Origin of the sequence: Streptomyces sp. ISL-10, from assembly GCF_018614575.1 — a bacterium.
Taxonomy (GTDB): domain Bacteria; phylum Actinomycetota; class Actinomycetes; order Streptomycetales; family Streptomycetaceae; genus Streptomyces.
Genome location: NZ_JAGGOJ010000007.1, coordinates 85,470 through 111,964, shown reverse-complemented (window position 1 = coordinate 111,964; position 26,495 = coordinate 85,470). Strand labels below are relative to the sequence as shown.

Here is a 26,495-nt window from a genome sequence, read left to right as displayed (position 1 = left end):
CCGCACGTCAGCACGAGTCAGTACGAGTCAGTACGAGTCATACAGGGGGTTGAGCTGTGCCGGATGCCCGCCACCCTGTCGACGCCGCCTCCAGAGCGGGTATACCGCCTCACAAGGCGTTCGCACCGCACAACCGGCCCGGACGGACGGAATCCCACGCGTGACGGAGCATCCCACCTCCCACGAAGGCAGGCAGCCCCTGGTTGCCCGGTCGCAGGAACGCACCCGGCCGCGGGCGGAGGCGGCCGGGCCGGCAGCCGTGCCTTCCGGACCGCCGCCGAAGCCGAAGCCCCAGCCCCAGACGCACTCCGTGCAGGCCCAGGCGCAGGACATCGCCGGGACGGCGCGCCGGGAGGGCGACCGGCTGCGCTTCGTGGGGGCCGCGACGCGGCGGATCGCACGCGGCATCGACCTCGACGAGATCGTCCTCGGGCTCTGCCGGGCGACCGTGCCGACGTTCTCCGACGCGATCCTCGTCTATCTGCGCGACCCGCTGCCCGTGGGCGACGAGCGCCCGGTGTCCCCGTTCGTGCTCCGGCTGCGCCGCAGCGACCGGCTGCGTTTAAACGCCGATGACGCCGAGCAGGGCCGGGTCCCCGCCATGCCCCTGCTGGACCCGGGGACCGACCTCGCGCCCGCCTCCGAGCTGTGCGAGGTGCGCTCCGGCGGTGCCCTGTCCGAGGTGCTGCGCGGAGTGCGGCCCGTCTTCGGCGACTCCGCGGCCGCCCGCGCCGCGCTGCCCGAGCTGCTCGGCGACGGACGCAGTGTGCCAGGCGGCCATCGCGCGATACTCGCCCCGCTCCGCGGCAGGCGGCGCGTGATCGGTGCGGCGGTCTTCCTGCGCCGCCCGGACCGCCCGGCCTTCGAGCCCAACGACCTGCTCGTCGCGGCGCAGCTCGCCACGCACACCGCGCTCGGCATCGACAAGGCCGTGCTCTACGGCCGCGAGGCCTACATCGCCGACGAGCTTCAGCGCACGATGCTGCCCGACTCACTGCCCCAGCCGACCGGCGTCAAGCTCGCCTCGCGCTACCTGCCGGCCGCCGAGACCGCCCGGGTCGGCGGCGACTGGTACGACGCGATCCCGCTGCCCGGCAGCCGGGTCGCGCTCGTCGTGGGCGATGTGATGGGCCACTCCATGAAGTCCGCGGCGATCATGGGCCAGCTGCGCACCACCGCGCAGACCCTCGCCGGTCTGGACCTGCCGCCGCAGGAGGTCCTGCACCATCTCGACGAGCAGGCCCAGCGGCTCGGCGCCGACCGGATGGCGACGTGCCTGTACGCGGTCTACGACCCGGTCGCGCACCGCATCACCATCGCCAACGCCGGACACCCGCCGCCCATCCTGCTGCACCTGGGCGGGCGGGCCGAGGTGCTGCGCGTGCCGCCCGGGGCGCCCATCGGTGTCGGCGGTGTGGACTTCGAGGCGGTGGAGCTGGACGCCCCCGCCGGGGCGACGCTACTGCTGTACACCGACGGTCTCGTCGAGTCCCGGCTGCGGGACGTGTGGACGGGCATCGAGCAGCTGCGGGAGCGGCTTGCCGCCACCGCCCAGCTGACCGGCCCCGACCACTCGCCCCCGCTGGAGGCGCTCTGCGACGACGTGCTCGACATGCTGGGGCCCGGCGACCGCGACGACGACATCGCGCTGCTCGCCGCCCGATTCGACGGGATCGCGCCCAGTGATGTCGCGTACTGGTTCCTGGAGCCGGAGGACGCGGCGCCGAGCCGGGCCCGCCGCCTGGCGCGGCGCGCGCTCGCCCGCTGGGGCCTGGAGGAGCTGTCCGACTCGGTGGAGCTGCTGGTCAGCGAGGTCGTGACCAACGCCGTGCGGTACGCGGAGCGCCCCGTGACGCTGCGACTGCTGCGCACGGACGTGCTGCGCTGCGAGGTCGGCGACGACTCCCCGCAGCTGCCGAGACAGCGCCGCGCCCGGGACACCGACGAGGGCGGCCGCGGCCTGTTCCTGGTGAACCGGCTGGCCAGACGGTGGGGGGCGACCCGGCTGTCGACGGGCAAGGTCGTCTGGTTCGAGCTGCCCGCCCGCCCGTAGCGGACCGGCCGTCCACGAGAGCCCCGTCCACCCTCCCGCGACACGTGCCCGGCATCCCGGTGGAGAGCGACGAGCACGTGCTCAGCGTGGATGCCGACGGTCCGACCCTGCTCCAGGACCACTGCCTGGTCGAGAAGATGGCCCGGTTCCCCCCGCGAACGGGTCCCCGAGCGGGTGGTGCACGCCAAGGGTTCGGACGCGTACGGTTTCTCCGAAGTTACCGACGATGTCAGCCGGTTCACCGAGGCCGATCTCTTCCAGCCGGTCAGCGGGAGATCTTGCCGTTCGCGGACGCGGTCGACTACCGCTTCAGCCCGTTCGACTTCGGCGATCCGGCCGGCCGGCACGCCGCGGGCGAGACGGTGCGCGAGGTGTACGAGCTGCACCGCGAGGACGGCGACTTCGGGCAGGCGGGCACCCACCATGGTCCGCGAGGTGCTCGACGACGCCGCCCGTGAACGGCTCCCGTCCGCCAAGACGGTGCCGGAACGGGCCCTGCGGGACCGGAGGTTCGTCGGCAAGCCGCTCGGCGAACGATCGCCACGAAGGTCAACAGCGGCCGACGTCCGCCGTATGTGCACGGCCCGGCGGTACGGGCACGGGCCGCGTCTAGTCGTTGGGCCTCAGCTGATCGTTGCGTCCGCCGTCCGTGCTGTCGCCGGGCTCGACCGGCGGGCTGATCGTCGGGCTGTCCGTCACCGTCTCGGTCTCCGTCGGCGTCGGGTCGCCCGTCGGCGGCGTCGGGTCCTGGGTCTCGGTCTTGGTCGGCGTCGGATCCGGGTCCTCGGTCTCGGTCCGCGTCGGCGTCGGATCCGGGTCCTCGGTCTCGGTCTGCGTCGGCGTCGGATCCGGGTCGGGGACCGCGATCTCGGCCACGTCCAGGTCGAACCGCGCGTCCGAGCCGCCGTTCAGCGCACCCAGGGTGTACTCGCCCCAGATCCTGGCCGGGAAGCCGCCGCCGCTGGCGCGGCCCGAGTTCGCCGTGCCGGTCAGCGAGACCTGGCCGCCACCGTCCTTCGGGGACTCTCCGAACAGGGCCACGACGGTGACCAGTTCGGGCGTGTAGCCCGCGAACCACGCCGAGCGGTTGTTCTCCGAGGTGCCGGTCTTGCCGGCCGCCTCGTAGGCGCTGCTGGCGGCCGCCTGGCCGGAGCCGTTCCTCACCACACCGGTCAGGCCGGCGGTCACGGTGTCGGCCGTCTCCCGGCTGATCACCCGGTCGCCGACCGGGTCCGGCAGGTCGATTTGACGGTCCTTGTGCTCGGCCTCGGCGACGATCGTGGGCGTGACCTTCTTGCCGTGGTTGTCGAGGGTGGCGTACACCCCGGCCATGTCCCACGTGGAGGCGCCCATGGTGCCGAGCGAGATCGCCGGCCGCAGCGGGAAGTTCTTGTCCGGCACGCCCAGGGCGAGCGCCGTCTCCTTCACCTTGTCGAGGCCGACGTCGACCGCCATCTGCGCGAAGGCGGAGTTGATCGACTTGTTCAGGGAGGTCTGGACGGTGACCTGGCCGTGGCTGCGGCCGAGGTCGTTCTGCGGGGCGAACGGGGTGTCGCTGCCGACGACCGGGCGCTTGCTGGTGCCGTCGTAGACGGTGTTGAGGCCGATCGGGACGCCGTCCTGGGTCTCGGAGCCGTTCTCCAGGGCGGAGGCGAAGACGACCGGCTTGAAGGTGGAGGCGGGCTGGTAGTCGTCCCGGGTCGCGTTGTTCCAGTAGTGCTGCACGTAGTCCACACCGCCGTAGAGCGCCAGGACCTTGCCCGTCTTCGGGTCGACGGAGGTGGCGCCGGCCTGCACGGTCGCGTCGACCTTGCTGCCCTTGCGGTCCAGCTCGTCCTCGAGCTGTTCCTTGACCGCCTTCTCCAGTGTCTTCTGCTTCTTGGAGTCGATGTTGAGCGTGATGGTCCAGCCGCCCGCCGTCAGGTCCTCCTCGCTGAGCCCCTGGCGGGCCAGCTCCTTCTTGGCGGCGTCGACGATGTAACCGGCCTGGCCGCTCATGCCGGGCGCGGCCTTCGGCGCCTTGGGTACGGGGAACTTCAGGCCCGCGCGCTCGCCCGCGTCCAGCCAGCCCTCCTCGACCATGTTGTCGAGGACGTAGTGCCAGCGCTCGGTCACCAGGTCCTTGCCGGTCTGCGAGGCGATCGCCCAGTCGTACTGGTTGGGCGCCTGGAGCAGCGCGGCGAGGTACGCGCCCTGGGCGACGGTCAGCTTCTCCGCGTCGACGCCGTAGTACGCCTGCGCGGCGGCCTGGATGCCGTAGGCCCCGCGGCCGTAGAAGCTGGTGTTGATGTAGCCGGCGAGGATCTCCGGCTTGCCCTTCTTCTGGTCCACCTTCAGCGAGATCACCAGCTCCTTGAGCTTGCGGGTGACCGTCTGGTCCTGGTCCAGGTAGTAGTTCTTGACGTACTGCTGGGTGATGGTCGAACCACCCTGCTTGCCCTTTCCGGTGAGGGTGTTCTTCACGCCGCGCAGGGTGCCCTTGAGGTCGACGCCGGAGTCCTCGAAGAAGGTCTTGTTCTCGGCCGCGACGAACGTGTACTGGACGTCCCGGGGTATCTCGTCCAGGGCGACGATCTCCCGGTTGATCTCGCCGGTGCGGGCGAGGATCTTGCCGTCGCTGTACTTGTAGACGTTGCTCTGCATCTTGGCCTGCGCGTTGGCCTCGGGCACCGGGACCATCAGGTAGATCACGAAGAACGCGCCCATGGCCAGCAGACACAGGCCGAAGAAGGTGCCCAGCAGTTTCCGCCAGGTGAAGAAGCGGCGTATGCCCGTGGGCCGCGTTTTCCTCGCCCGGCGCGCACCGCGCTGCCGAGCCTGTCGCTCTTCCGCTCGGCCCATCGCTTCGTCGCTCCGCTCGTCGGTCGTCGGTCGCCGGTCCCGGCCCTTGCCCGCAGCGCGTGCCCGGCCGGAATCAGCTCAGAAAGGTAACACCGGGCGGACAGACAAAGAGGAATTGATCCGCCTTTTCCGGACGTGAGAATCAGCACCCCGCCCGAAGGAACGACTCATCAGGGGGCCGGAAGGTTGCCTGCGCCCGTACGAGATCATCTCGTCGAAGCTGCGGCGCCACCTCGGCAAGGGCCGGGCCCGGCGAGGCGGGGCCGTCCCCCGCGCGGCAGCTATGCACGCCATGTATACACGACATGTACAGTGACGGGCATGTCCATCGGTCACACCCTCCTTGCCCTCCTCGAATCCGGTCCCCGCCACGGCTACGACCTCAAGCGCGCCTTCGACGAGCACTTCGGGCAGGACCGGCCGCTGCACTACGGGCAGGTGTACTCCACCATGTCCCGGCTCCTGAAGAACGGGCTCGTCGAGGTCGATGCGATCGAGGCGGGCGGCGGACCCGAGCGCAAGCGGTACGCGATCACCGACGCGGGGGTCACGGATGTCTCCCGGTGGCTCACCCAGCCCGAGAAGCCGGAGCCGTACCTGCAGTCGACCCTCTACACGAAGGTGATCCTCGCACTCCTCACCGGCCGCGACGCCACCGATCTGCTCGATGCCCAGCGTGCCGAGCACCTGCGGCTGATGCGTGCCCTCACCGAGCGCAAGCGGCACGGCGACCTCGCCGACCAACTGATCTGCGACCACGCGCTGTTCCACCTCGACGCCGACCTGCGCTGGCTGGAACTGACCGCCAAGCGCCTCGACCAGCTCGCCGCGACGGTCACTGTATGACCGTCGCCCCGGGCCCGCCGGCTCTGTCTCCCACCGCTACCGGACCGGCGACGGTCCACGCCGAACTCCCCAACAGCTAATGGCGGGTAGAGCATTTGAGCCATTCTTCGTTGACGATCCATACTGACGCCCGGCCCCTGGGACCACGGGGAGCCGGCCGGACCGGCCCTCACGTCACCACCCGCACGGGCAGTCCCGCCACCGCCCCCCTCAACGCCCCGGCCAGCTCCTCGAACTCATCGCTCCGCGCCGCTCCCGACCGCATCGCCAGGGCGATCCGGCGCGACGGGGCCGGGGAGGAGAACCATCCCGTGCGAAGACGGGGGCCGCGGGACGTCTCGACCTCCACCGCCGTCCGCGGGAGCAGCGTCACCCCCAGGCCGCCCGCCACGAGTTGGACCAGCGTGGACAGGCCCGCCGCCGTGGTCGTCACGGCGGCGCCCTCCGAGCGGCCCGCCTCGCGGCAGACGTCGAGCGCCTGGTCGCGCAGGCAGTGACCCTCGTCCAGCAGCAGCAGATGCAGGTCCCGCAGCGCCTCCCGGGGGATGTCCGTCCGGTCGGCCAGCTCGTGGTCCTCGGGCGCGACGAGCACGAAGTCCTCGTCGAACAGCGGGAGTTCGCTGACGCCCGGCACGCCCAGCGGCACCGCGAGCAGCAGCAGGTCGAGGCGGCCGGCCGCCAGGCCCTCCAGCAGGGAGGACGTCTGCTCCTCGTGGACCTGGAGATCCAGCTCCGGATAGCGCTCATGGACCAGCCGCAGCACCGTCGGCAGCAGGTACGGCGCCACTGTCGGGATCACGCCGAGCCGGAGCACCCCGGTGAACGGGGCCCGCACCGCCTCCGCCTCCTCCATCAGCTCGCCGACCGCGTCGAGGACGGCCTTGGCCCGCACCGCGAGCCGCTCCCCGGCCGGGGAGAGCAGCACCTTGCGCGTCGTACGCTCCAGGAGCTGGACACCCAGTACCTCCTCCAGTGCGGAGACGGCCCCGGACAGCGCCGGCTGGCTCATCCCGATTGCGGCTGCCGCGTCCCGGAAGTGCAGATGTTCCGCCACCGCCGCGAAGGCGCGCAGCTGGGCCAGGCTGGGCTGCTTGGACCGCCCGCCGACGGACCTGGCGCCCGTATTGCCGGGCTGAACGGTATGGGGCATCGACACTGATAGGTACCTCCGATCGGGATGACCGAGTCTAGCTATTTCCGCGATCAATGCACTCTGTGCCACTATCAAGATCCGTCCAACCCCATTGGAAGACCCCAAAAGGGACCTTCCTGCATGCAAGGAGAGCGCGTGCTCACTGTCGGTGACCAGTTCCCCACGTTCGAACTGACTGCCTGCGTCTCGCTGGAGAGTGGCAAGGAGTTCGAGCAGATCAACCACAAGTCCTACGAGGGCAAGTGGAAGGTCGTTTTCGCGTGGCCCAAGGACTTCACCTTCGTCTGCCCGACCGAGATCGCCGCGTTCGGCAAGCTGAACGACGAGTTCGCCGACCGTGACGCCCAGATCCTCGGCTTCTCCGGTGACTCCGAGTTCGTCCACCACGCCTGGCGCAAGGACCACACCGACCTGCGTGACCTGCCCTTCCCGATGATGGCCGACTCCAAGCACGAGCTGATGCGCGACCTCGGCATCGAGGGCGAGGACGGCTTCGCGCAGCGCGCCGTCTTCATCGTCGACCCGAACAACGAGATCCAGTTCACCATGGTGACCGCCGGCTCCGTCGGGCGTAACCCCAAGGAGGTCCTGCGGGTGCTGGACGCCCTGCAGACCGACGAGCTGTGCCCGTGCAACTGGACCAAGGGCGAGAACACCCTCGACGCCGTCGCGCTGCTGTCGGGCGAGTGATCTGACATGTCTCTCGACGAACTCAAGGCCGCCGTACCGGACTACGCCAAGGACCTGAAGCTGAATCTCGGCTCGGTCATCGGCAACAGCGAGCTTCCGCAGCAGCAGCTGTGGGGCACCGTGCTGGCCTGCGCGATCGCCTCGCGTTCGCCCAAGGTGCTGCGCGAGCTGGAGCCGGAGGCCAAGGCGAACCTGAAGCCCGAGGCGTACACGGCCGCCAAGTCCGCCGCCGCGGTCATGGCGATGAACAACGTCTTCTACCGGACCCGGCACCTGCTGTCGGACCCCGAGTACGGGACGCTGCGCGCCGGTCTGCGGATGAACGTCATCGGCAACCCGGGCGTGGAGAAGGTCGACTTCGAGCTGTGGTCGCTCGCCGTCTCCGCCATCAACGGCTGCGGCCAGTGCCTGGACTCCCACGAGCAGGTGCTGCGCAAGGCCGGTGTGGACCGCGAGACGATCCAGGAGGCCGTCAAGATCGCCGCGGTGATCCAGGCCGTGGGGACGACGCTGGACGCGGAAGCCGTCCTCGCCGAGTAGTCCTCGCACACATGACCGCGAAGGGCCCCGCCGACTCCGGTCGGCGGGGCCCTTCGTCACTTCTTCCCGGCGGGGCCTTCCTCAGTCCGTCTCGGGGGCCGTTCGCAGTGCGGCCAGGAGCGCCGTGACGTCCTCCATGAGCAGCGGTTCGAGCTCCTTCAGGTCCCTCGCCGGCCCGTCGCCGCCCTCGTCCCACTCGACGGACGTGGTGATGCCGACCACCGCCTGGCCGTTCAGCGCCTCCACCGTGATGCGGCTCAGGTCCTCCTCCACGATGACGAACGCCTGCTCCCCCACGCCGTCGACGCTCGTGATCACCGCCTCGGAGGCGAACACCTCGGTCGGCCGCGCCCTCACCATTCCCTCGAACTCGGGTCCCGGGTCGGTCTTCTTGTGCAGCGTGTACGTGATCTCGACGCCGGGAAGGGACCACACCTCGTTCCCCTCCTCGTCCGTCTCGGGCTCGTAGTCGATCGGCTTCAGCGACACGAAGCAGGTGGCGCGGTGCACGGACCCGTGGTCGCGGCGCCATGCGTCGCCGGGCCCTTCCCGCTTGCCGACCCCCTTCGCAAGGCCCTTCAACTCCGCGTCGGCGCAGAGATCCTCGCTCGCCCGGTAGCCGCCGAGGTCGACCTCCTGCTGCGCGTACGCGTAGAGCCCGCCCGCCCAGAGCGCGGACGCGACCAGAGCGCCGCCGATCGCCCACGGCCATGCGCGGTACCGCCGCTTCGGCGAGGGGTGATCCCCTGCGCCCGAGTCGGACGGGACCTCTGCGCGCATGATCCCCCGGCCCGCCGTCTCCGGAGCGCCGAAAGGCTGCTCCTCCCCCACCAGCTCCGGCTCGGAGATCACTCCTGCTCCTCGGCGTCGGAAGGCTGCTCCGAACGCTGCTCGGGCTTCGGCGCGGACCCGGGCTCCGCGGGCGGGGGCTCGGGTGCCGGCCCGGCCGAGGGGGCTGCGTCCAGTGCCGTGGAGCCATGTGGCGGCGGGGCGTTGCGCATGGTCTGCTCCTTGCCGTACGCCCGCAGATAGCCGACGACCGTGTTGGTGACCGCGACCAGGGGCACGGCGACGACCGCGCCGCCGATGCCGGCGGTCAGGCCGCCGGCGGCGACGGACAGGACGACGGCGAGCGGGTGGACGCGCACCGCGCGGCCGAGGATGAAGGGCTGGAGCACATGCCCCTCGATCTGCTGGACGGCGAGGACCACGATCAGCACCATCAGCGCCGTGAACACGCCCTGCGTCACGAGCCCGACGACGACTGCGAGGGCGCCCGAGACGACCGCGCCGACGAGCGGGATGAAGGCGAAGAGGAAGATGAACACGGCGAGCGGCACGGCCAACGGGACCTCGAGGAACCAGAGGCCGAGGCCGATGAAGATGGCGTCGATCAGGGCCACCAGGACGGTGCCGCGCACATAGGCGGTGAGCGTGCGCCACGCGCGGGGCCCTGCGCCGGCGACACCCGCGCGTGCCTCGGACGGCACGAGTTTGAGCGTCCACTCCCAGATGCGCTTCCCGTCGTAGAGCAGGAAGAGCGTGGAGAACATCGCGAGCAGTATTCCGGTCAGCACCTCCACCATCACGGTCACACCCTGCAGACCGGCGGAGGTGATCTCCTCGGTGTTGGTGCTGATGGTGTCGCTGAGGTTCTGCGCGATGTCGTTGATCTGGGACTCGGTGACATGGAACGGGCTGTCCAGCAGCCAGCGCTTGAGCTCCTCGATGCCGTCCCTGACGCGGTCCGACAGATTGTCGAGGTTGTCCATGACCTGCCAGACCACGAACCAGCCGACGAGGCCCATGATGACGAAGCCGAGGATCCCCGTGCCCGCGGTCGCGAGCCCGCGCGGCAGGCCCAGCTTCCGCAGCCGTGCGACGGTGGGCTGGAGCATGGCGGTGACGAGCAGCGCGGCGGCGAAGGCGAGCACCACGAGCTGTACGGCGCTGATGACACGCATCAGCACCCACAGCGTGCCCGCGAGGACGAGCAACCGCCAGCCGGCCTCGGCCGCGACACGGATGCCCCACGGGATCGCGGCGACCGGGTCGGGGCGGGCCGCGACGGCGGGCGCGTAGGCGGGCGGTGGGGGGACACTGTCGGGCACCGGCACGACGGCGGGCGGCTCGTCCTCCGCCGCAGCCTCCTTGCGCCGCTCGTCCAGGCGCTCTCCAATCCGGGTCAGCTCGGCGCCCACACGGCCGAGCCACCCTGGAACCTTCGACATGATGCTCCCTTTTGTCCCCACCATTCTCCCCTGCGCCCCAAGGGCGCGGGCGGTGCCCTCACCCGGGAGTAATGGGACACCGACCGTACACGCACGGAGCCCCTCACCGTAGGACGGTGAAGGGCTCCGGAAAGTTGAGCGCCGGGCGAATCTAATACCAGTGGTTCGCCTGCCAGAACGACCACGCGCCACAAGGGCTGCCGTAGCGGCTGTCCATGTAGTTCAGGCCCCACTTTATCTGGGTGGCCGGGTTCGTCTGCCAGTCGTCGCCGGCCGACGCCATCTTGGAGCCCGGCAGCGCCTGGACAAGGCCGAACGCGCCCGAAGACGGGTTGGAGGCCTGGTAGTTCCAGCTCGACTCGTGGTCCACGATGTTGCTGAAGCACTGGAACTGGTCAGCCGGGACCATCTGGCGTGCCATCGCCTGGACTTCGGCGACCGTGTAGGAGGCCTTGGCGGAGAAGCTGGAAGCCGAGCGGACCGCGTCACGGTTGGCGCGTGCCTCCGCCTCCTCACGCTCGCGCTCCGCCTTCTCGTCCGCCGCGGCCTTCTTCGCCTCGGCGGTCCTGGCGGCCTGGATGCGTGCCGATTCCTCAGCGGACTTCTTCGCGGCCGCGTCCGCGGCAGCGGCCTGCGCTTCGGCCTGCTGCGCGAGGGACGAGACCTGGACCTGGGCCTGCTCGCCCATGGGAATGTCCGCGAGAAGCGTCGTGTCGGCTGCCGTCGCCTCGAGGGTGTCCCCCGCAGGCTGGGTGTTGCCCGACGCGACGCCGACGACGGCGCCGACGGTGGTGACCGCAGTTGCCGAGGCGACTGCGAATCCCCGGACCGAGATCCGGCTCACACGGTTTCCTTCCAGCATCGCCCGCATAGGTGACCTCGCGAGCGCAATCGTGCCCCTGGCGCTGGCCTCCGCACTGATTGGGTCACGGGAGGCGCGGGCCCGGCGGGCAACTGCCTGGGGGCAGCTGCCACGTGGTGCTCGCGGGCGGCATGCGGCGGCAGGTCTTGAGTTGTGTGTTGCTGTGCACCACTGACGGTGCGGGTGTGCCGCATGCGGGGCCTGACGGAAGCAAGACTCTGCCGGAAGCCGACACCGCAAGGCAATTCTTCGTTGCGTGTGAAAGCTCACACCCCGTTTACACCAGGGGTTTTGAAGGAATCGCGGACAGCGCGACGCCGCCCGGCTAAGCTCCTGCGCTTCGCCGGGCGGCGTCAACTGGCTTGTCCCTTTTGCCGGACAGGCCCCTTGGGGCGGATCCGGTTAAATGTGCACGTCCTCCAGCATTTCGGTCACGAGCGCCGCGATCTGCGAACGCTCGGAGCGGTTGAGGGTGACATGCGCGAAGAGCGGATGGCCCTTCAGTTTCTCGACGACGGCGACGACTCCGTCGTACCGGCCGACGCGAAGATTGTCCCGCTGCGCCACGTCATGAGTGAGGACGACCCGGGAATTCGCCCCGACACGGGACAGAACAGTCAGCAGGACGTTCCGTTCCAGCGACTGGGCCTCGTCGACGATGACGAACGCGTCGTGCAGGGAGCGGCCCCGGATGTGGGTGAGCGGCAGCACCTCCAGCATGCCGCGGCCGAGCACCTCCTCGATCACCTCGCGTCCCGCCACCGCGGAGAGGGTGTCGAAGACCGCCTGCGCCCAGGGGCTCATCTTCTCGGCCTCGGTGCCCGGCAGATAGCCGAGCTCCTGGCCGCCCACCGCGTACAGCGGCCGGAAGACCATCACCTTCTGGTGCTGCCTGCGCTCCAGCACGGCCTCCAGGCCGGCGCACAGCGCGAGGGCCGATTTGCCGGTGCCCGCACGCCCGCCCAGAGAGACGATGCCGATCTCCTGGTCGAGCAGGAGATCGAGCGCGATGCGCTGCTCAGCGCTGCGGCCGTGGATGCCGAACGCCTCCCGGTCCCCGCGCACCAGCCGCACGCTGCCCTCGGCGGTGATACGGCCGAGGGCCTTTCCGCGCTCGGACTGCAGCACGAGGCCGGTGTGCACGGGCAGCTCGGCCGCTTCGGGGACGTACAGCGTCTCCTGCCCGTACAGCAGGTCCACCTGATCGGCGGACAGGGGCAGTTCGGTCATACCGGTCCAGCCGGTGTCGGTGATGGCCAGCTCCGCGCGGTACTCCTCGGCGAGCAGACCGACGGAGGACGCCTTGATGCGCAGCGGCAGGTCCTTGGAGACGACCGTGACGTCGTACCCCTCGGCCTGGAGATTGCGCGCCACCGCGAGGATGCGGGAGTCGTTGTCCCCCAGCCGGAAGCCGGCCGGAAGCACGCCGGGATCCTGGTGATTGAGCTCCACCCGCAGCGAACCGCCGAGATCGCCGATCGGCAGGGGTGCGTCGAGACGGCCGAACCGGATGCGGAAGTCGTCCAGGAGACGCAGGGCCTGCCGGGCGAAGTAACCGAGCTCCGGATGGTGCCTCTTGGCCTCCAGTTCCGTGATCACCACGATCGGCAGCACGACCTCGTGCTCGTCGAAGCGGCTCATGGCGTGCGGGTCGGCCAGCAGGACGCTGGTGTCGAGAACGTAGGTGCGCCGGTCGGGCATGCGGCGCTTTGTGCTGTTCACCACGGAAGGACGTACCCCCTCGGACGAGGTCGGGGTGCGACGGCGTCGCGGACCATTGCGTCATCCGCCGAAGCGGACGACGGGCCGGGCCGGCCTGCTGCACGGGCCGAGCGCCGGCCCTCCGCGTGGTCCGCACCAGAGGTGCAGTCCTTCGTGTGCAAAGGGCCTCCCGGGTGAGCGGTGTCGGCCGCTCACTGAGATACGACGTTCGTGGATCGGACGTCGACCTGAAGGGGGTATTCCCTCGAACGCGTGCGGCCATGCGTTGGCATATGACGTCGCACCGGTGAACAGGGGATGACGGGAGGCCAGAAGGGGGACCCTGGGCCCCGGAGGATCAGGTGCCGTAACGGCGGTGGCGCGCGGCGTAGTCCCGCAGCGCCCGCAGGAAGTCCACCTTGCGGAACGCCGGCCAGAAGACCTCGCAGAAGTAGTACTCCGAGTGTGCGCTCTGCCAGAGCATGAAGCCGGAGAGCCGCTGCTCCCCGCTCGTACGGATCACCAGGTCCGGGTCCGGCTGCCCGCGCGTGTACAGGTGCTCCGAGATGTGCTCGACGTTCACGATCTCGGCGAGCTCCTCGAAGCTCGTCCCCTTCTCCGCGTGCTCCAGCAGCAGCGAACGGACCGCGTCGGCGATCTCCTGCCGGCCGCCGTAGCCGACCGCGACGTTCACCAGTATTCCGTCGTTGCCGAGCGTCGCCTGCTCGGCCTCCTTCAGCACGGACTGCGTATGGGCCGGCAGCAGGTCGAGGGTGCCGACGTGGTGCACGCGCCAGCGGCCGTCGGCGGCCAGGTTGCGCACGGTGTTCTCGATGATGCGCAGGAGCGGGGTGAGCTCCGCCTCGGGACGGTCGAAGTTGTCCGTCGAGAGCAGCCAGAGGGTGACGACCTCGACGTCGGTCTCGGCGCACCAGCCGAGAAGTTCGGAGATCTTGTCGGCTCCCGCCTGGTGTCCCTGTGCGGCTGTGCCGCCGGACGCCTTCGCCCAGCGGCGGTTGCCGTCGAGGATCACGCCGATGTGCTTGGGCACCTGGGCGTGGTCGAGGCGGCCTTCCACCCGGCGTGCGTAGAGCCCGTACACCAGGTCGCGCAGGTTCACTGTTCTTACACCCTCCATGCGGCAGTCCCCGAAGGCGCCACACTACTGCGGACGGCCCACAGCGGCCCAACCCGGTCTGTCACAAGTACGTGATAAGGAGGGAGACGTGACTGATTCAATCTTCTACCGTGCCGCCGATGACCGTTACGCATCCATGGAATACCGGCGCAGCGGCCGTTCCGGGCTCAAGCTGCCGGCGATCTCGCTCGGCCTGTGGCACAACTTCGGCGACGACCGCTCGCTCCACACTCAGCGCGCGATCCTGCGCCGCGCCTTCGACCTGGGCGTGACGCACTTCGACCTGGCGAACAACTACGGTCCGCCGCCCGGTTCCGCGGAACTGAACTTCGGCAAGATCTTCGCCCAGGACTTCGCCCCTTATCGGGACGAATTGGTCATTTCAACCAAGGCGGGGTATCTGATGCACCCCGGGCCGTACGGAGAGTGGGGCTCCCGCAAATACCTGCTGTCCTCGCTGGACGCGTCCCTGAAGCGGATGGGCCTCGACCACGTCGACATCTTCTACTCGCACCGCTTCGACAAGGACACCCCTCTCGAGGAGACGATGGGTGCGCTGGCCTCGGCGGTGCAGCAGGGCAAGGCCCTGTATGCGGGCGTGTCCTCCTACACCGCCGAGCAGACCGCGGAGGCGGCCCAGCTGCTCAGCGAGATGGGCGTCCCGGCCCTCATCCACCAGCCGTCCTACTCGATGATCAATCGCTGGATCGAAAACGACGACCTGCTCGACACGCTGGAGACCGCCGGCATGGGCTGCATCTCCTTCGCGCCGCTGGCACAGGGGCTGCTCACCGGCAAGTACCTGAAGGGCATCCCGGAGGGCTCGCGCGCCACGCAGGGCAAGTCGCTCGACCCGGGTCTGCTGTCGGGCGAGGTGCCGCGCCGGCTGAACGGTCTGAACGACATCGCGTCCCGGCGCGGCCAGTCGCTCGCCCAGCTGGCGCTCACATGGGTGCTGCGCGATCCCCGGATGACGTCGGCGCTGATCGGCGCGTCCAGCGTGCCGCAGCTGGAGGAGAACGTGGCGGCGCTGGCGGGCCCGCCGCTGACCGACGCGGAGCTGAAGGACATCGACACTTTCGCCGTGGACACGGCGGGGACGAACATCTGGGCGGCACGGAGCTAGGTGTATTGCCCTGTGAGTTTGAGGACGCGGTTGCCGGGTGTAGCCGGTGCGTGACCGGCGCGATGCCCGCGACGCAGCCGGTGCCGTGACCCATCAGGTCCGAACCCGTGACCATCGGGTCCGAACGGTGGCCCGTCGTCGGGCATGAAAAACGGGCCGGTCCGTGGGGGGGGATACGGACCGGCCCGAGGGGGGGTTTCCACCATAACGCTTTGTAAGTGGTGCTGAGTGCCACGCCATGCCGCAGCCGCGCGCCGGATCCGCCGTAGGGCGCGGCGCCGACCGCGCGGAAGGCCGAACCCCGGGTTCATCGGCCCGGCCGGGGCCCGGTCCGCTACTCCGACGGGTGACCCAGGAGGACGGGCGCCGCATTGACGAACACGTGACGCAGCGTCAAGCGGTCCGGCCCGCCAGAGCCGGTTACCGTCGATTCCGCAGGCAGGAGCGCTTCCAAGGCAGCGGATCGGGGCGCACATCGACGCGCCTGGAACACCTGCGGCGGAGCGTCGGGCGATCCACTCGCCGACCACGTGCGGACGACCTCGTCCCGGCCAGTACCGCGCACGAGGTGAGCACGAACACGAGCACGACGACCAGGGCGTGCCGCACTCCGCGCGGATCACGCGGGTCAAAGCCGGTGCATGTCACGTTTCTCGGGTGACCACCGAGTCGGCAGATCGCCACGAACCGGACGTCCTGCGGCGACGCAGAAGCCCTGACCGGAATCCACTGCTGCGTCGACAACGTGACTGGGTGCGCCGAGTGCTGCTCCGGGGTGTGGGCATCGTACGCACGGGCCAACCCAAGCCGCCCTGCCCCACCCACAGAAGCGACTGCCTGCTCAGTTCGGACTTGAGCAGGCCGAGTCCTGCGAGGCATGCCCGAGATCCACGCCACGCAGGTGGCACTCCCTCCACACCCCAGGGCACGAGGGTCAGAAGCGCTGGATCTCCTCACCGTCGGGGATCTGGTAGCAGCCGGAGAGAACGGTGAGGCCGAGACGTGGCGGGTTCTCCTTGGCGTAGTGGACGATGTTGACGCTGTGCTTCTTCCCGTCGTTGTCGGCCGTGAGGCTGACGTTCTTGTTCTTGCTGGTGTCCGGGCCGTAGTCGACGACCTTCCAGCCGTGCTTGGGCAGCTCCTCCTTGAGGCGCTCCATGACCCCGGAGAGGTCCGCTGCCGACGCCGGGACAAGACTCCACGGATGGAAGATCTGGAAGTACTTGTCCCGGTCCTTGTCCTCGCATTCGGTGACCCCGGGTCCGGTCTCGGAGGCCTTCCCCTTGACGCCGATCAGGTCGTACAACTCGCTGGAGACCTTCTCTGCCGTGTCAGCTGCGGCGAGCGAGGTGCTGGTGCCGGCGAGCGGGATGTCCGCGGAGTCATTGGTTTCAGTCATGCTGCATCCGGTGAGGGTGGTGAGGGCGAGGGACAGGAGGAGCGCCGGGGCGCCGGGTTTGACTTTCACGTCGAGGGGCCTCGATGGGTCGGACCGGAACACGGGCCGGTCATGTCGTCTGGTACGTCGTGGTTCGGTCGTCGAAATGGCGCAAACGGCGATCCATGGGGCACGGTCACTTCTATCTCATATGCGCCCAGCGGTCCGGCGGCTCCTCCAGCGTCACGCTGTCACCGTGCCCTGCCACGACAAGGCCTTGGTTCAACAGACTGGTGCTGTTGTCGTTCCAGTACTCGCTGTGGCCCTCGGCCTTGCCGGTCTTCACCCCACCGCGTTCGGCCTCACCTGTCTCCATCTGTTGGGCACCGAACCGTTCGTCACTCGGAATCGTCCAGGGACCGTCCCAGTCGGTCCCGCCGTGACCGAAGCGGCCGACGTCCGGGACGGGGTCCCCGTCCGCCTCCAGGTTCCAGACATGTCCCTTGGGAACATCCAGATCCTCTGCCTTGGGCACTTGCACGCCGGGGCTGCCCGCCAGGATCACATCGTCCGCATTCAGCTCCCCCTGCCGAGCGGCGGAGCCTATGAGGGTTGTTCCGTACGAGTGGCCGATCGCGGTGCGGTGGGGGTCCGACTCGCCCGAGTGCGACGTTTCGAGACCGTCCATGAACCGGTTGAAGGCGGGCGCGCCGTCGTCGGCGTAATGGCTGAACGGCGAGTCCTTGACGATGTTCTGCGGGGCGTCGTAACCGAGCCACGTGATCGTGGAGACGGCCCCGCCCGGGTTGTTCGCTTCGGCCGTACGCCAGACGTTCACCATGCGGTCGATGTCTCCGCCGATGCCGCCCAGATTCGACGTCGTACCCGGTACGTAGACCGCTTGGTGGCTCGCCGTGTCCGGGTTCCCGTTGGCGACGATCGCCCGACCGTTGCCCTCCGCGCTGAATCCGAGCAAGTACGCCTCGGGCAGGCCCTTCACGCCTGTGGCATCGAAGCGGTCCTGGATGCTCTGCATACCCTTCAGGGACTTCGTGAGCTGCTCATACCGGTCCCCGTACTGCCGGTGCCAGTCCATCCATTCGTCGGTGTGCACCTTGGACGGATACATGCCCGCAGTGATCCATGTCCACTCGTTGGCAGGTGGCTTCGGCATCGAGTCCAGTTCCATCTGGAGCTGGCCCCGCTTCTCGTCGAACACGATGCGGTTCGCCTCGTCCCTGATCGTGGACGGCACCCCGTCGAGCGCCCCCACGACTTCGGGACGGGCGGAGAGCCAGGCTGCCTGCTCCTCCGGGCTGAGCCCCTTCCACCAATCGGCGTTGTCCTGCGGGCTTCCCCCCTTGGGCGGCTCCGGCAGCGATTCCAGATAGTTCTTGCCGGCCTCACGCACACCGGCCATGTCCGAGTGCGCGTCGGCCCAATCCCGATTGGAGACCACGAGGTCGTCGTCGGCCTTCAGCGCACGCAGCTTCGGCGCCCACTTCGCGTCGGCCTGCGTCGCCTCCTGAAGCGCGTCGGCGATCCGGTTCGCGTAGCCCAGCGCAGCACCGTAGTACGGGTTGGGGTGGATGTTCACGGCCTGGCGCTCCAGGGCATCGGACGTTTCGCTCCCGCCGGCACTCCCATTCACCGTGCCGCCGTCAGTGTCCTTCTCGGCCCCCGGCTTCCTGCCCGCCGGATAGTTGACCGACCCGTTCGCGTTCACGGTGCAGTTGTTCGCAGCGGCGTCTTCAAGCGCGGCGTCCAGCTTCCGTTTGGCCACGGCCATGTCGAAGGCGAAAGCATTCAACGCGGTACTGATCAGCCCGCACTCGGTCTGCACGTAGTGGAAGTTCTTCGACAACTCGCCCAGCTCCCGCAGGGCCGCCTTCGCGGTCTCGCCCTCGAGCTGGTTACGGATACCGGCACAGACCACATTGTCGATCGTGTCCTTGGCCGCACTGGCCATGTCACCTGTTGCGCGGTACCCGTCAGCGGCGTCTTCGAACTCCGTCGGCTTGAACGCCTTCAGCGTCGCCAGATCCATTCCCGGGTCACTGTCCCTTCGCCTGGCCGCCGACAGCCTCGGTGTCCTTGTACTTGGCCTTGATCGCGTCCAATTCGCTCTTCAGCGACCCATCGGTCTTCGACAGGTCGTGCCCCGACGACTCCAACAGCCCGCCCAGGGACTTGCAGCGCTCTCGCACATCCTTCACGTATTTGTTCCAGGAGTCGTACAACTCCTTCTGCGCCGCCACGCTCTGGCATCCGGCGGATTCGCCCAGCCCCGCCTGCCCGTCCTCGAGTTTGGTCAGCGCCGTGCCGATCGGTTCCTCCAGGCGCTTGGTGCCCTCGCCCGCCTTCACCCAGGCCTTCTTGTCCGACTTCAGCCTGTCCGAAGCCCCTGGCCCGCCCCCATCGGCCGGGTACTGGTTCAACTGCATCTGCGCCGACTGCCGCTGAGTAGCCTCAGCCTTGAGCTGCTCCCACTCGTCCCACGCCACCCCGTTGTCCTCCCCGTTGCCCGTGCCCCCGCCTGTTAGGGGCCCTCAGGTTGAACCGCCATGATTCCCGAGCCCACAGGGCCAAATCAAACGCCTGTCGGATGTCTGCGTTCCACTGGCTGTGCCTCGGCGACGCCGCTCTCAGCTGTATCGGAGGACGTGAGCGCGAGCCTTTGTCGTCCGGCCTGGCCTGTTGCCTCCTCACCCCGAGACCATCACGTCCCCTCGTTCATTCCGTTCCGGTTGTGCTGCGTGGTGTGGGTCGGCATCGGGGGCTGCGCGTCATACGGCCGCCTTGCTCGGTACGGGTGTGGCGTCGCGTCGGCAGCCGGTGCCGGTGGTGCTGTGCGGCGGCGGTTTCGGATCGTGGGTATCGCGATCGCCGCGCCGAGGCGACGGCGGCACCCATGCGGCAGTGATCCAGAGGCGCGCCGCATCGCCATCGTCGCTCGGCGCCGGGGCCGTCGTCGCCTCTTTCGCCGCGTACTTCGCCGCATCGCTCTTGCTCCGCATGCCGCCCGACTTCGCGTACGGCATCTTGGGAGGAGAATTTTTGGTGCCGGGAGCGAGGCCGAATCCTCCAGCGGCCTTGCCCTGCCCCAGTGGTCGCAAATCCGGCGGTACGGCGGCCGACGGGAACCGGGCACCGCTCACGACGTGCCCAGCGCCCCCAGCAGCACCCCGAGAAGCGCGCCGCAGATCATGAACGGGCCGAAGGGGATCGCCGTCTTACGGCCCGCGCGGCGCAGGAGCATCAGGGTCAGTCCGTACAGCGAGCCGAGCAGGAATCCGGCGAAGGCTCCCATGAAGAGCACCACCCAGCCGTACCAGCCGAGCACCACCCCCAGCGCCAGCGCGAGTTTCACGTCGCCGAAGCCCATGCCGTCGGGGTTGATCAGGAACAGCAGGAAGTAGACCGCGCCGAGCACGAGTCCGCCGAGCAGGGCGGCCGGCCAGGAGCCCGCTTCGTGCGGCAGCAGTTCGGCCAGGCCGAGCAGGGCGGCGGATGCCGCCGCGAGCGGCAGGGTGAGCTGGTCGGGCAGCCGGTGGACGTTGCGGTCCACGAGTGCGAGCAGGACCCCGGCCGGGGTGAACAGCAGCCAGACCGCCAGTTCGGGTCGTGGTCCCGTCGAGGCCGCGACCGCCAGGCAGACCAGGGCCGTGACCACGGGCACGAGGACGGACGGGCGGTACGTGACCGGCGGACGGCCCCCGGTGTCCGGCTGGGCCCTGGGCGCGCCCACCACCGCCGGAACCCCCGCGGCGCAGCTCGTGCAGCGGGCCGCCCCCACCCAGCCGCGCAGCGGGCCGCCGATCGGATGCCCGGCCGGGCAGTCGGCGCGCCAGTCGTCCTCCGGCTCGACGGACAGTCGGTACGCGGCCCGCGGCACCAGCACCCCGGCTACGGCCCCCCACACGGTGGCTACGGCGATCAGCGTCACGTCCACGTGCCGACCCTAGGCCCGGTCCGCGCGGTGGTCATGGGTCCAGGGGCCCACAGTCGTTGGGCCGAGGCCCATTGGCGCACGGATGCCGCCCGCCGGGTGCCGGCCGGCGCTACGGTCGGGGCCATGGGCAGATGGCACGACGGAACAGCCGAGTTGACGGTCCCCGGGCAGGACGCCCCGGTGCCTGTGGAGATCGCCGCCTCGTACCGGGCTCGTACCCGGGGCCTGCTCGGCCGGGACGGCATCGACGGCGCGATCATGCTCACCCCGGGCAGCAGCGTGCACACCTTCCGGATGCGTTTCGCGATCGATGTGGCGTACCTGGACAGCGAATTGAGGGTTCTGGACGTGGTCACGATGAGGCCCGGGCGGCTGGGGACGATCCGTTTCCGTTCCCGGCACGTGCTGGAGGCGGAGGCGGGGGCGATGGCGCGGTGGGGGCTGCGGCCGGGCGTACGGCTGGGGATCGCGCCGCGCGCGGGGCGGTAGATCCGGCCTGTCCGGGATCAGGGCAGCTTCGCCGTCTGCTCGCGGATCAGCTCGGCCGGCACGTCCGGGGTCTTCGCGTCGAGGAAGTTGGCCGTGTAGAAGGTGGCGACGCTCGCATCCCGGCGTACGACGTGGAACACGAGCGGCACCTTGGCACCCGTCACCGCACCCGTCACCCGGTAGGCGACGGACTCGTCCCCGGCCTGCGGTGCGGGCAGCTTCTGAACGTCGGAGTAGGTGGAGACCGAGTCCGCGCTGTGGGTGGTGAAGCCCCCGGCACAGGCGTCCACCGCGGTGCGCAGTGAGGCGAGGAGCTGCTCAGCGCCGCCGTCGCTGTGGGAGGTGAGGATCAGGGTGACCACCGTCTGCGTCTCCTTGCCCTCCTCCGTGGAGTCGACCGCCGTGCGGTACACGGTGGCGGCGGCAGCGGGTTCGGGCGCTCCGTTGATCACCGCGGCCAGTGGGGCGCACGCCGGTTTGTCGGCTTTCTCCGTGCCGGGCTCGTCGCCGCCTTGCAGGGGCGTGACCTCGTACCCCGGCACGTCGCCGGTCACCAGCGCCGCCCTGGTCAGCTCGGCCTCGGTGAGGGTCCTGCCGCTGCTCGGCCTCTCGGCCGGTCCCGGTTCGGCGGATGCGGTGGGCGCGTTCGTGGTGGGCGCGTCGGCCGGGGACGCGGACGTGGCGGCATGCTTGCCGTCGGGCGTACCCTCGTCGTCGTCCTCGCAGGCGGTGGCGCCGGCGCAGGTGAGCGCGACGGCTGCCGCGGCGGTCGCGATGCGCCGTGCTGTCCCGCGGGTCCCCGTGTTCATCCCGTTCCCGTCCCCCTCGCCGATGTGCGTCGCACGCTAACAACGCCGGTCCTCACGGCGCATGGGCCCGGGGACCCAATCCGGCCACGGGAACAGGGCCTGCACCCGGCCGCGCCCCCGGCCGGTGGGCGATGAGGCAGGCGCACCTCAGAGGTGAGGCGTCTGCTGGTGCACCGGCGCCGTCGGGCGCAGCGCCTCCAGGACGGTGGCGTTGCCGTGCTTCGCCACCCAGTCGGCCTCGTCCGCCCTGTTGCCCAGGCGGATGCCGAAGGTCCACACCGGGTCGAGGAACAGGCTGTGGCCGCCGGTGAAGTCCAGCGCGAGGCTCCTCATCACCGGGGCCGGGGCCCCGGCCGCCGTGGCGGCGCCGGCTCGGACACCCGACACATACGCACGCACCGCCGTGCAGCTCCACTCGTCGCGCCCGTCGCCGAACAGCTGCTCGCCGCAGGACGCCAGCACGACCTCGTCCTCCGCCTCGGCCAGCAGCTCGACGTCGGACCAGTCGGCCGCCGTGACCTGCCGGGCGGTCAGGTGGTCGTACTGGCCCTCCGACGCGAACCGCACCAGGCCCTCGTCCAGCCGCAGCCACACCACCAGCGGCTGCGGCCGGAACTCGGGGACGTCGTCGTCCCGGTCGATCCACCCCGGGACGAGGACGTCGCGCACACGGCGCCCGGCGACCATCCCGGCGACCTCGCGCGCCCTGCTGCTCATGAGGTCAGCCCTTCTTCTTCGGCACCTTCTTGGTGATCTCGATACTGGTGTCCAGACCCTCGCCCGACGTGAGGGCGGTCCAGAAGTCACCGTTCTCCCGCAGGACGATCGTCACGCCCTTGCCACGATAGATCAGCCCCTCCGGCTCGCCCTTCTTCAACGTGCCCTTGCCGACGAGTTCGAATGTGCCGTCCTTGATCGCGTTCGCGATGTCCTCCCGGAAGCGCGGCCCGTCCTCCTTGAGCTTCTTGTACTTGGTGCCCAGGGCGTCCTCGACGAGCTTCTTGTGGCGCAGGAAGTGGTCCTTGAACTTCTTCGGGTCCCCCTCGCCGACGTCCGGCTTCCTGGCAGCCTCGACCTCCTCGGCCGACATGTCGCAGTCGTTGTTGTGCACCAGGGCGTTCGCGGAGCCGACCCCGACGAAGTAGGTGTGCACGCCGGCCACGGCTAGGTCGTACGTCGTCTGCCGCTGCGCGTAGTGCCGGGCCGCGACCACGGTGAGGCTGCCGCCTGCCTCCGTACGGAGCCGGGCGCCGGGCCGGATGTCACCGGCGTCCTCCCAGCGGCGCTCCCCGGTGAGCCAGAACGGGTGCGTGTCGGTCGCCGTCACGACGGCCGTACCGGACGCCGTCCGCACGCTCAGGCGGGTGAACTCCTTGTCGTCGTACGTCGTGAACGTCCGGGTGACCCGCCGCCCACCGCTTCGCCCCGTACCGGGGTCGGCAGCCGCCACGCGCATCCCGACCCGCACGGTCTCGATCGGCACCCGGCGTCCGTCGGCGAGCAGTACGGGTGTGCCGGGCAGGAAGCTGTGCCGGACGGGGCAGGTGGTCGGTTTGTCGTCGGGCTTGTCCTTGTCGGGTTTCTTCTGGTTCGGGTCGTACTTCTTCTTGGCGTCGTCGAGCGCCTTCTCGGCGTCCTTGACGCGCTTGCGGTTCTTGATGAGACCGGTCAGGCCGTCGTAGAGGTCGCCGCCGTGTTTCTTGAGCTTCTGGATGAGCTCGTACGCCTTCTTCCACTTCCACGGCGCTCCGTACTTGGCGGCGAGTTTGCCGACCGCGCCGCCGACGAGGCTCAGCAGGACATTGACGAGCGTCTCGGTGCAGGCCCCCATGTCGCCCTTGGTGATGCAGTCGAGGGCATCGGTGATCCCGAGCTCCTCGGCGAGGATCTTCGCCAGCTCCTTGGCGGCCTGGATCGCCTTGTCCTGGTCGGCCTTCTCGGCGGCCTGGGCGTCCTGGAGGTCCTTGAGGGCCTTCTCGTAGGCGATCTGATCCGGAGACTTGGGCGTACCGGGATCACCGGCCGGCCGGTCGGCCGGGCCGTCGTCCGCGGGCTTGCCGTCCTGGGCCTCGTTCTGCCGCCCCCCGTCGCCGCAGTCGCCGCCGCCCGAGATCCGGCAGACCTGCGCGCTGATCTTCTGCGTCAGCTCGGCACCGATCCCGGTGGCCACCAGCGAGCCGATGATCGCCACGACGACCAGGCCCAGACCGACGTACTCCAGCGGCGTCTGGCCACGATCGTGCCGCCGGCGCCTGCGCAGGCCGAGCAGCCTCGCATCGGTACGCGGAGTGATTCCCCGCAGCCACCGGCGACCGTGTCGGCGCACATCCCCCAGTACAGACATGACTTCAAGCTACGGATGCCGGGAGTGCCCGTCATGGGCCCACGGGCCCATCGCAGGGCTCAACGAGCATGCGCGGCAGGGCTGATGGGCACAGGCGTGTATCGCTGCCGCCCCTGCCTACGGCACACGAAGGCCGGGCCGCCTCCAGCCACACGGCCCGGCCACCTGTACGACGATCCCGGGCCTCAGCCCTGCGAGCCGCCACTGCGCGGGTAGGAGACCTCCACCCGCCGGTTCTTCTTCCGGCCCTCTTCGTTCGAGTTGTCGGCGATCGGGAACTGCTCGCCGTAGCCCCGGACTTCGTACGTGATCCCCGCATCGCTGAGCGCCTTGGCCAGGACCGAGTGCACGGCGTCCGCGCGCTGCTTCGACAGGACGTCGCCGTGGGCGGAGGAGCCGAGATTGTCGGTGAACCCGAAGATGCGGACCTGCTTCGCGTTCTCCCTCTTGACCTCGTCGGCGATGGCCTGGATGCGGCCGTTCGCCGCGGGGCTGAGCTTGGCGCTGTCCTTGCCGAAGAGGACTTCGGCCTGGAGGGCGTACTTCACGTCGGAGTTGGTGTCCTCCCGGCGCTCCTCACCGCCCTCGGACTCGATGACGGACTTGATGTCCAGCACCTTGGCGGGGGCGAGGGTGGCGCCGTCGACCATCTTGAGACCGGGGTCGTCGGCGTCGACCTCGACGGGTGGCGAGGCGGACGCCTCCGTGCCGGGTGGCACGCTCGGCTTGTCCTCGGCCCGCGCCTCGGCAGCGGACAGGAAGTGGGAGCCGACCAGGACGGCCGCGGCGGCGAAGGCCGTGATCGCGAACCGGACGGAGGGCAGATGCATGCGGCTTCGGGACATGGCGTCACTCACCCGGAGATCTCGACCGAGACGGTTGGGAACGTGGGCAGCTGGAAGTCGATCTCGGTGGTCGACTCCGGAGGTGCCGGGAACTGGAAGAACACCGGAATCGACTTCCCCGGATCGATCTTGTCGAGTCCGGCAGTGCAAAGGCAGCGGCCGTCGGTGTCGCGGAGGATGTAGTAGCGCTTCTTGCCCGCCTTGTCGACGAGGGTCGCACCGGCCACCGAGATGCCTCCGGCGAGAACTTCCTGCTCCGTGCCGCGCCACGGCGACATGTCGTAGAAGGCCTCGGCCCCGTTGTTCTTCATCTGGGCGTTGACCGTGACGAAGCCGCCTGACTCACGCTTGACGGAGTTGATGACGAGATCGATCTCCTTGGGGCCCTTAACGGTCGCAAGAGTCGTACCGGTTTCCGGGACGACCTTTCCGGAGTCGTTGTTCTCCGAGCCGGGCTTCGCCGACGCGGTCTTCTCCTTCTCCGGCTTCTTGTCCGAATCCCCGCCGCAGCCGGCCACGGTGAGGGCCAGGGTGGCGGTGATCACCACCGCTGCCGCCCCCCTGCGGGCCTTCAGGATGCGCCGAATGCTCATGAGTGGAGTTCCTTTTCTCGTCGTTCGCTGTCAGTCGACCAACCGGACGTCGAAGAGGGCCTTCGCGTCAGGCAGATCCGTCGGGTCGTCCTCAAGGTCCCAGCTCTTGGTCTTGCAGGTGAGCCGGGGAAGGATCTCGGCGTCGTCGGGGAGCTCGAAGGTGCAGAGGGGCTTGACTGCCGCCTTTGCGTCGGCTGTGCCGAACTTGCTCTCCGTACCCGGGATGATCGAGTCACCGACGGGCTTCTGCGTCCTGACGCTTGCGGTGAACGTCGGCCACGGCTCGAACGTCCGGTAGCACCGCTCCCCGTCGAGAACGGCGCCGTTCCTCTCGGCGAACTGAGCGGCAGCCCCGCACGACGGGGTGATCTCCACCTTGCCGTCGAAGATGTCCTGCCACTTGGTCGGATCCTTGAGGGAGTCGAGCCAGGCGCCTGCGAGCTTGGCGCGGGCGTCCTGCGCCGCGGCGAGCGCCGCGGCGTCCGCCGCGCCCTGCGCGCTGTTCCGGGTGGCCGACGCCTGACCCACTGCAAAGAAGGCGAACGCGAGGAAGAGCAGGCTCCCCACCATCACCACGTAGATGGGGAATGCCTGCCCTTGGTCCTTCGGACTGCGATCCAGCAAGCGGCTCAGCCGGCCTTGATCTTGTCGATCTGCTCGTTGATCTTGGTGGTGATCTTGCCACCGATGCCCGTACCCACGATCGCTCCGATGATCACGACGACCACCATGATGATGCCCAGGTACTCCAGCGCGGTCTGGCCCTTGGAGCGCTCGCGGTCGGTCATCCGGCTGATGACGGTGTTCTTCCAGCCGTTGACGCGGACCTGCGTGTCGACCGCGGCCTTCAGCAGAGTGTCGTTCGACATGTCGTCCCCCTTCGGGTTCGGCCGACCGATGGCCG

The 26,495-nt window shown here is 69.4% G+C and carries 26 protein-coding genes and 1 pseudogene; 8 read left to right on the top strand and 19 right to left on the bottom strand.

The genetic code is table 11. From position 1 onward, the window contains the following. Positions 1-160: 160 nt before the first annotated feature. The 3 genes and pseudogenes from J7E88_RS07180 (at position 161) to J7E88_RS07170 (ending at position 2,511) form a co-directional block, all read left to right on the top strand. Positions 161-2,053: a SpoIIE family protein phosphatase gene (locus tag J7E88_RS07180; RefSeq protein ID WP_215178474.1), complete on the top strand. Its 1,893-nt coding sequence runs from the start codon at positions 161-163 to the stop codon at positions 2,051-2,053. A gap of 44 nt (positions 2,054-2,097) precedes the next feature. After that, positions 2,098-2,317 (top strand): annotated as a pseudogene (locus J7E88_RS07175) (catalase); the annotation flags it as partial. Positions 2,318-2,331: 14 nt separating this feature from the next. Continuing rightward, entirely contained in the window at positions 2,332-2,511 is a 180-nt protein-coding gene (locus J7E88_RS07170) for a hypothetical protein (protein WP_215178472.1), read from the top strand. Positions 2,512-2,662: 151 nt separating this feature from the next. Here J7E88_RS07170 and J7E88_RS07165 read toward each other — a convergent pair whose 3' ends face one another. Beyond that, complete coding sequence (locus tag J7E88_RS07165) at positions 2,663-4,894, bottom strand: transglycosylase domain-containing protein (protein WP_215178470.1); 2,232 nt, start codon at positions 4,892-4,894, stop codon at positions 2,663-2,665. 321 nt (positions 4,895-5,215) lie between these two features. Here J7E88_RS07165 and J7E88_RS07160 point away from each other — a divergent pair, with 321 nt between their 5' ends. Continuing rightward, positions 5,216-5,740 carry a PadR family transcriptional regulator gene (locus tag J7E88_RS07160; RefSeq protein WP_215178469.1) on the top strand — a complete coding sequence of 175 codons (525 nt, stop codon included), beginning with the start codon at positions 5,216-5,218 and terminating at the stop codon, positions 5,738-5,740. A gap of 169 nt (positions 5,741-5,909) precedes the next feature. On the opposite strand, the gene J7E88_RS07155 is transcribed toward J7E88_RS07160, so the two are convergent. After that, positions 5,910-6,890: a hydrogen peroxide-inducible genes activator gene (locus J7E88_RS07155; protein WP_215178969.1), complete on the bottom strand. Its 981-nt coding sequence runs from the start codon at positions 6,888-6,890 to the stop codon at positions 5,910-5,912. A 138-nt stretch (positions 6,891-7,028) separates the two neighbouring features. Here J7E88_RS07155 and J7E88_RS07150 point away from each other — a divergent pair, with 138 nt between their 5' ends. Beyond that, complete coding sequence (locus tag J7E88_RS07150; protein ID WP_215178466.1) at positions 7,029-7,583, top strand: peroxiredoxin; 555 nt, start codon at positions 7,029-7,031, stop codon at positions 7,581-7,583. Positions 7,584-7,589: 6 nt separating this feature from the next. Continuing rightward, positions 7,590-8,123 carry an alkyl hydroperoxide reductase gene (locus tag J7E88_RS07145; protein ID WP_215178464.1) on the top strand — a complete coding sequence of 178 codons (534 nt, stop codon included), beginning with the start codon at positions 7,590-7,592 and terminating at the stop codon, positions 8,121-8,123. Positions 8,124-8,204: 81 nt separating this feature from the next. On the opposite strand, the gene J7E88_RS07140 is transcribed toward J7E88_RS07145, so the two are convergent. The 5 genes from J7E88_RS07140 to J7E88_RS07120 form a co-directional block, all read right to left on the bottom strand. Next, the gene (locus J7E88_RS07140; RefSeq protein WP_215178463.1) at positions 8,205-8,975 is read right to left on the bottom strand and encodes a hypothetical protein; all 771 of its coding nucleotides are present in this window, start codon (positions 8,973-8,975) and stop codon (positions 8,205-8,207) included. Then, complete coding sequence (locus J7E88_RS07135; protein WP_215178461.1) at positions 8,972-10,354, bottom strand: AI-2E family transporter; 1,383 nt, start codon at positions 10,352-10,354, stop codon at positions 8,972-8,974. The genes J7E88_RS07140 and J7E88_RS07135 overlap by 4 nt, the downstream gene beginning before the upstream one ends. A gap of 151 nt (positions 10,355-10,505) precedes the next feature. Further along, on the bottom strand, positions 10,506-11,198 hold the full coding sequence (locus J7E88_RS07130; RefSeq protein ID WP_215178459.1) for a transglycosylase SLT domain-containing protein: 693 nt from the start codon (positions 11,196-11,198) through the stop codon (positions 10,506-10,508). Positions 11,199-11,618: 420 nt separating this feature from the next. Continuing rightward, entirely contained in the window at positions 11,619-12,941 is a 1,323-nt protein-coding gene (locus J7E88_RS07125; protein WP_215178457.1) for a PhoH family protein, read from the bottom strand. A 334-nt stretch (positions 12,942-13,275) separates the two neighbouring features. After that, complete coding sequence (locus J7E88_RS07120) at positions 13,276-14,037, bottom strand: isoprenyl transferase (RefSeq protein ID WP_215178967.1); 762 nt, start codon at positions 14,035-14,037, stop codon at positions 13,276-13,278. Between the two features lie 106 nt (positions 14,038-14,143). Between J7E88_RS07120 and mgrA the strand changes: the two genes are divergently transcribed. Then, positions 14,144-15,181, top strand: coding sequence for an L-glyceraldehyde 3-phosphate reductase (gene mgrA, locus J7E88_RS07115; RefSeq protein WP_215178455.1), 1,038 nt, complete (start codon positions 14,144-14,146; stop codon positions 15,179-15,181). 934 nt (positions 15,182-16,115) lie between these two features. Here mgrA and J7E88_RS07110 read toward each other — a convergent pair. The 5 genes from J7E88_RS07110 to J7E88_RS07090 all read right to left on the bottom strand — a co-directional run bounded on the left by J7E88_RS07110 (position 16,116) and on the right by J7E88_RS07090 (position 20,511). After that, the gene (locus J7E88_RS07110) at positions 16,116-16,580 is read right to left on the bottom strand and encodes a hypothetical protein (RefSeq protein ID WP_251022257.1); all 465 of its coding nucleotides are present in this window, start codon (positions 16,578-16,580) and stop codon (positions 16,116-16,118) included. A gap of 181 nt (positions 16,581-16,761) precedes the next feature. Then, a complete protein-coding gene (locus J7E88_RS07105) occupies positions 16,762-18,606 on the bottom strand; it encodes an alpha/beta hydrolase (protein ID WP_215178451.1) in 1,845 nt (614 codons plus the stop codon). Between the two features lie 7 nt (positions 18,607-18,613). Next, on the bottom strand, positions 18,614-19,063 hold the full coding sequence (locus tag J7E88_RS07100; RefSeq protein WP_215178449.1) for a hypothetical protein: 450 nt from the start codon (positions 19,061-19,063) through the stop codon (positions 18,614-18,616). 282 nt (positions 19,064-19,345) lie between these two features. Further along, positions 19,346-19,600: a hypothetical protein gene (locus J7E88_RS07095; RefSeq protein ID WP_215178447.1), complete on the bottom strand. Its 255-nt coding sequence runs from the start codon at positions 19,598-19,600 to the stop codon at positions 19,346-19,348. 113 nt (positions 19,601-19,713) lie between these two features. Next, the gene (locus J7E88_RS07090; RefSeq protein WP_215178445.1) at positions 19,714-20,511 is read right to left on the bottom strand and encodes an A24 family peptidase; all 798 of its coding nucleotides are present in this window, start codon (positions 20,509-20,511) and stop codon (positions 19,714-19,716) included. Between the two features lie 123 nt (positions 20,512-20,634). On the opposite strand from J7E88_RS07090, the gene J7E88_RS07085 reads away from it, so the two are divergent. Then, the gene (locus J7E88_RS07085; RefSeq protein ID WP_215178443.1) at positions 20,635-21,000 is read left to right on the top strand and encodes a DUF192 domain-containing protein; all 366 of its coding nucleotides are present in this window, start codon (positions 20,635-20,637) and stop codon (positions 20,998-21,000) included. 17 nt (positions 21,001-21,017) lie between these two features. Here the strand turns inward: J7E88_RS07085 and J7E88_RS07080 are convergent, their stop codons facing one another. From J7E88_RS07080 to J7E88_RS07050, 7 genes are all read right to left on the bottom strand, one after another. Next, positions 21,018-21,809: a hypothetical protein gene (locus tag J7E88_RS07080; protein WP_215178441.1), complete on the bottom strand. Its 792-nt coding sequence runs from the start codon at positions 21,807-21,809 to the stop codon at positions 21,018-21,020. A 147-nt stretch (positions 21,810-21,956) separates the two neighbouring features. Continuing rightward, on the bottom strand, positions 21,957-22,526 hold the full coding sequence (locus J7E88_RS07075; RefSeq protein ID WP_215178439.1) for a hypothetical protein: 570 nt from the start codon (positions 22,524-22,526) through the stop codon (positions 21,957-21,959). A gap of 4 nt (positions 22,527-22,530) precedes the next feature. Next, positions 22,531-24,153, bottom strand: a complete 1,623-nt coding sequence (locus J7E88_RS07070; protein ID WP_215178437.1) for a Hint domain-containing protein — start codon at positions 24,151-24,153, stop codon at positions 22,531-22,533. A gap of 185 nt (positions 24,154-24,338) precedes the next feature. Beyond that, positions 24,339-24,998, bottom strand: a complete 660-nt coding sequence (locus J7E88_RS07065) for an OmpA family protein (protein WP_251022256.1) — start codon at positions 24,996-24,998, stop codon at positions 24,339-24,341. Positions 24,999-25,006: 8 nt separating this feature from the next. Beyond that, on the bottom strand, positions 25,007-25,591 hold the full coding sequence (locus J7E88_RS07060) for a hypothetical protein (protein ID WP_215178436.1): 585 nt from the start codon (positions 25,589-25,591) through the stop codon (positions 25,007-25,009). A gap of 30 nt (positions 25,592-25,621) precedes the next feature. Further along, a complete protein-coding gene (locus J7E88_RS07055; protein WP_308307390.1) occupies positions 25,622-26,215 on the bottom strand; it encodes a pilus assembly protein TadG-related protein in 594 nt (197 codons plus the stop codon). Positions 26,216-26,220: 5 nt separating this feature from the next. After that, positions 26,221-26,460, bottom strand: coding sequence for a hypothetical protein (locus J7E88_RS07050; RefSeq protein WP_215178435.1), 240 nt, complete (start codon positions 26,458-26,460; stop codon positions 26,221-26,223). Positions 26,461-26,495: the final 35 nt, after the last annotated feature.

Coding starts and splice junctions, on each gene's coding strand:
- J7E88_RS07165 (WP_215178470.1), bottom strand. CDS start 4,894: ATGGGCCGAGCGGAAGAGCGACAGGCTCGGCAGCGCGGTGCGCGCCGG.
- J7E88_RS07160 (WP_215178469.1), top strand. CDS start 5,216: ATGTCCATCGGTCACACCCTCCTTGCCCTCCTCGAATCCGGTCCCCGC.
- J7E88_RS07155 (WP_215178969.1), bottom strand. CDS start 6,890: ATGCCCCATACCGTTCAGCCCGGCAATACGGGCGCCAGGTCCGTCGGC.
- J7E88_RS07145 (WP_215178464.1), top strand. CDS start 7,590: ATGTCTCTCGACGAACTCAAGGCCGCCGTACCGGACTACGCCAAGGAC.
- J7E88_RS07135 (WP_215178461.1), bottom strand. CDS start 10,354: ATGTCGAAGGTTCCAGGGTGGCTCGGCCGTGTGGGCGCCGAGCTGACC.
- J7E88_RS07110 (WP_251022257.1), bottom strand. CDS start 16,580: ATGACTGAAACCAATGACTCCGCGGACATCCCGCTCGCCGGCACCAGC.
- J7E88_RS07105 (WP_215178451.1), bottom strand. CDS start 18,606: ATGGATCTGGCGACGCTGAAGGCGTTCAAGCCGACGGAGTTCGAAGAC.
- J7E88_RS07095 (WP_215178447.1), bottom strand. CDS start 19,600: ATGCCGTACGCGAAGTCGGGCGGCATGCGGAGCAAGAGCGATGCGGCG.
- J7E88_RS07085 (WP_215178443.1), top strand. CDS start 20,635: ATGGGCAGATGGCACGACGGAACAGCCGAGTTGACGGTCCCCGGGCAG.
- J7E88_RS07080 (WP_215178441.1), bottom strand. CDS start 21,809: ATGAACACGGGGACCCGCGGGACAGCACGGCGCATCGCGACCGCCGCG.
- J7E88_RS07075 (WP_215178439.1), bottom strand. CDS start 22,526: ATGAGCAGCAGGGCGCGCGAGGTCGCCGGGATGGTCGCCGGGCGCCGT.
- J7E88_RS07070 (WP_215178437.1), bottom strand. CDS start 24,153: ATGTCTGTACTGGGGGATGTGCGCCGACACGGTCGCCGGTGGCTGCGG.
- J7E88_RS07065 (WP_251022256.1), bottom strand. CDS start 24,998: ATGTCCCGAAGCCGCATGCATCTGCCCTCCGTCCGGTTCGCGATCACG.
- J7E88_RS07060 (WP_215178436.1), bottom strand. CDS start 25,591: ATGAGCATTCGGCGCATCCTGAAGGCCCGCAGGGGGGCGGCAGCGGTG.
- J7E88_RS07050 (WP_215178435.1), bottom strand. CDS start 26,460: ATGTCGAACGACACTCTGCTGAAGGCCGCGGTCGACACGCAGGTCCGC.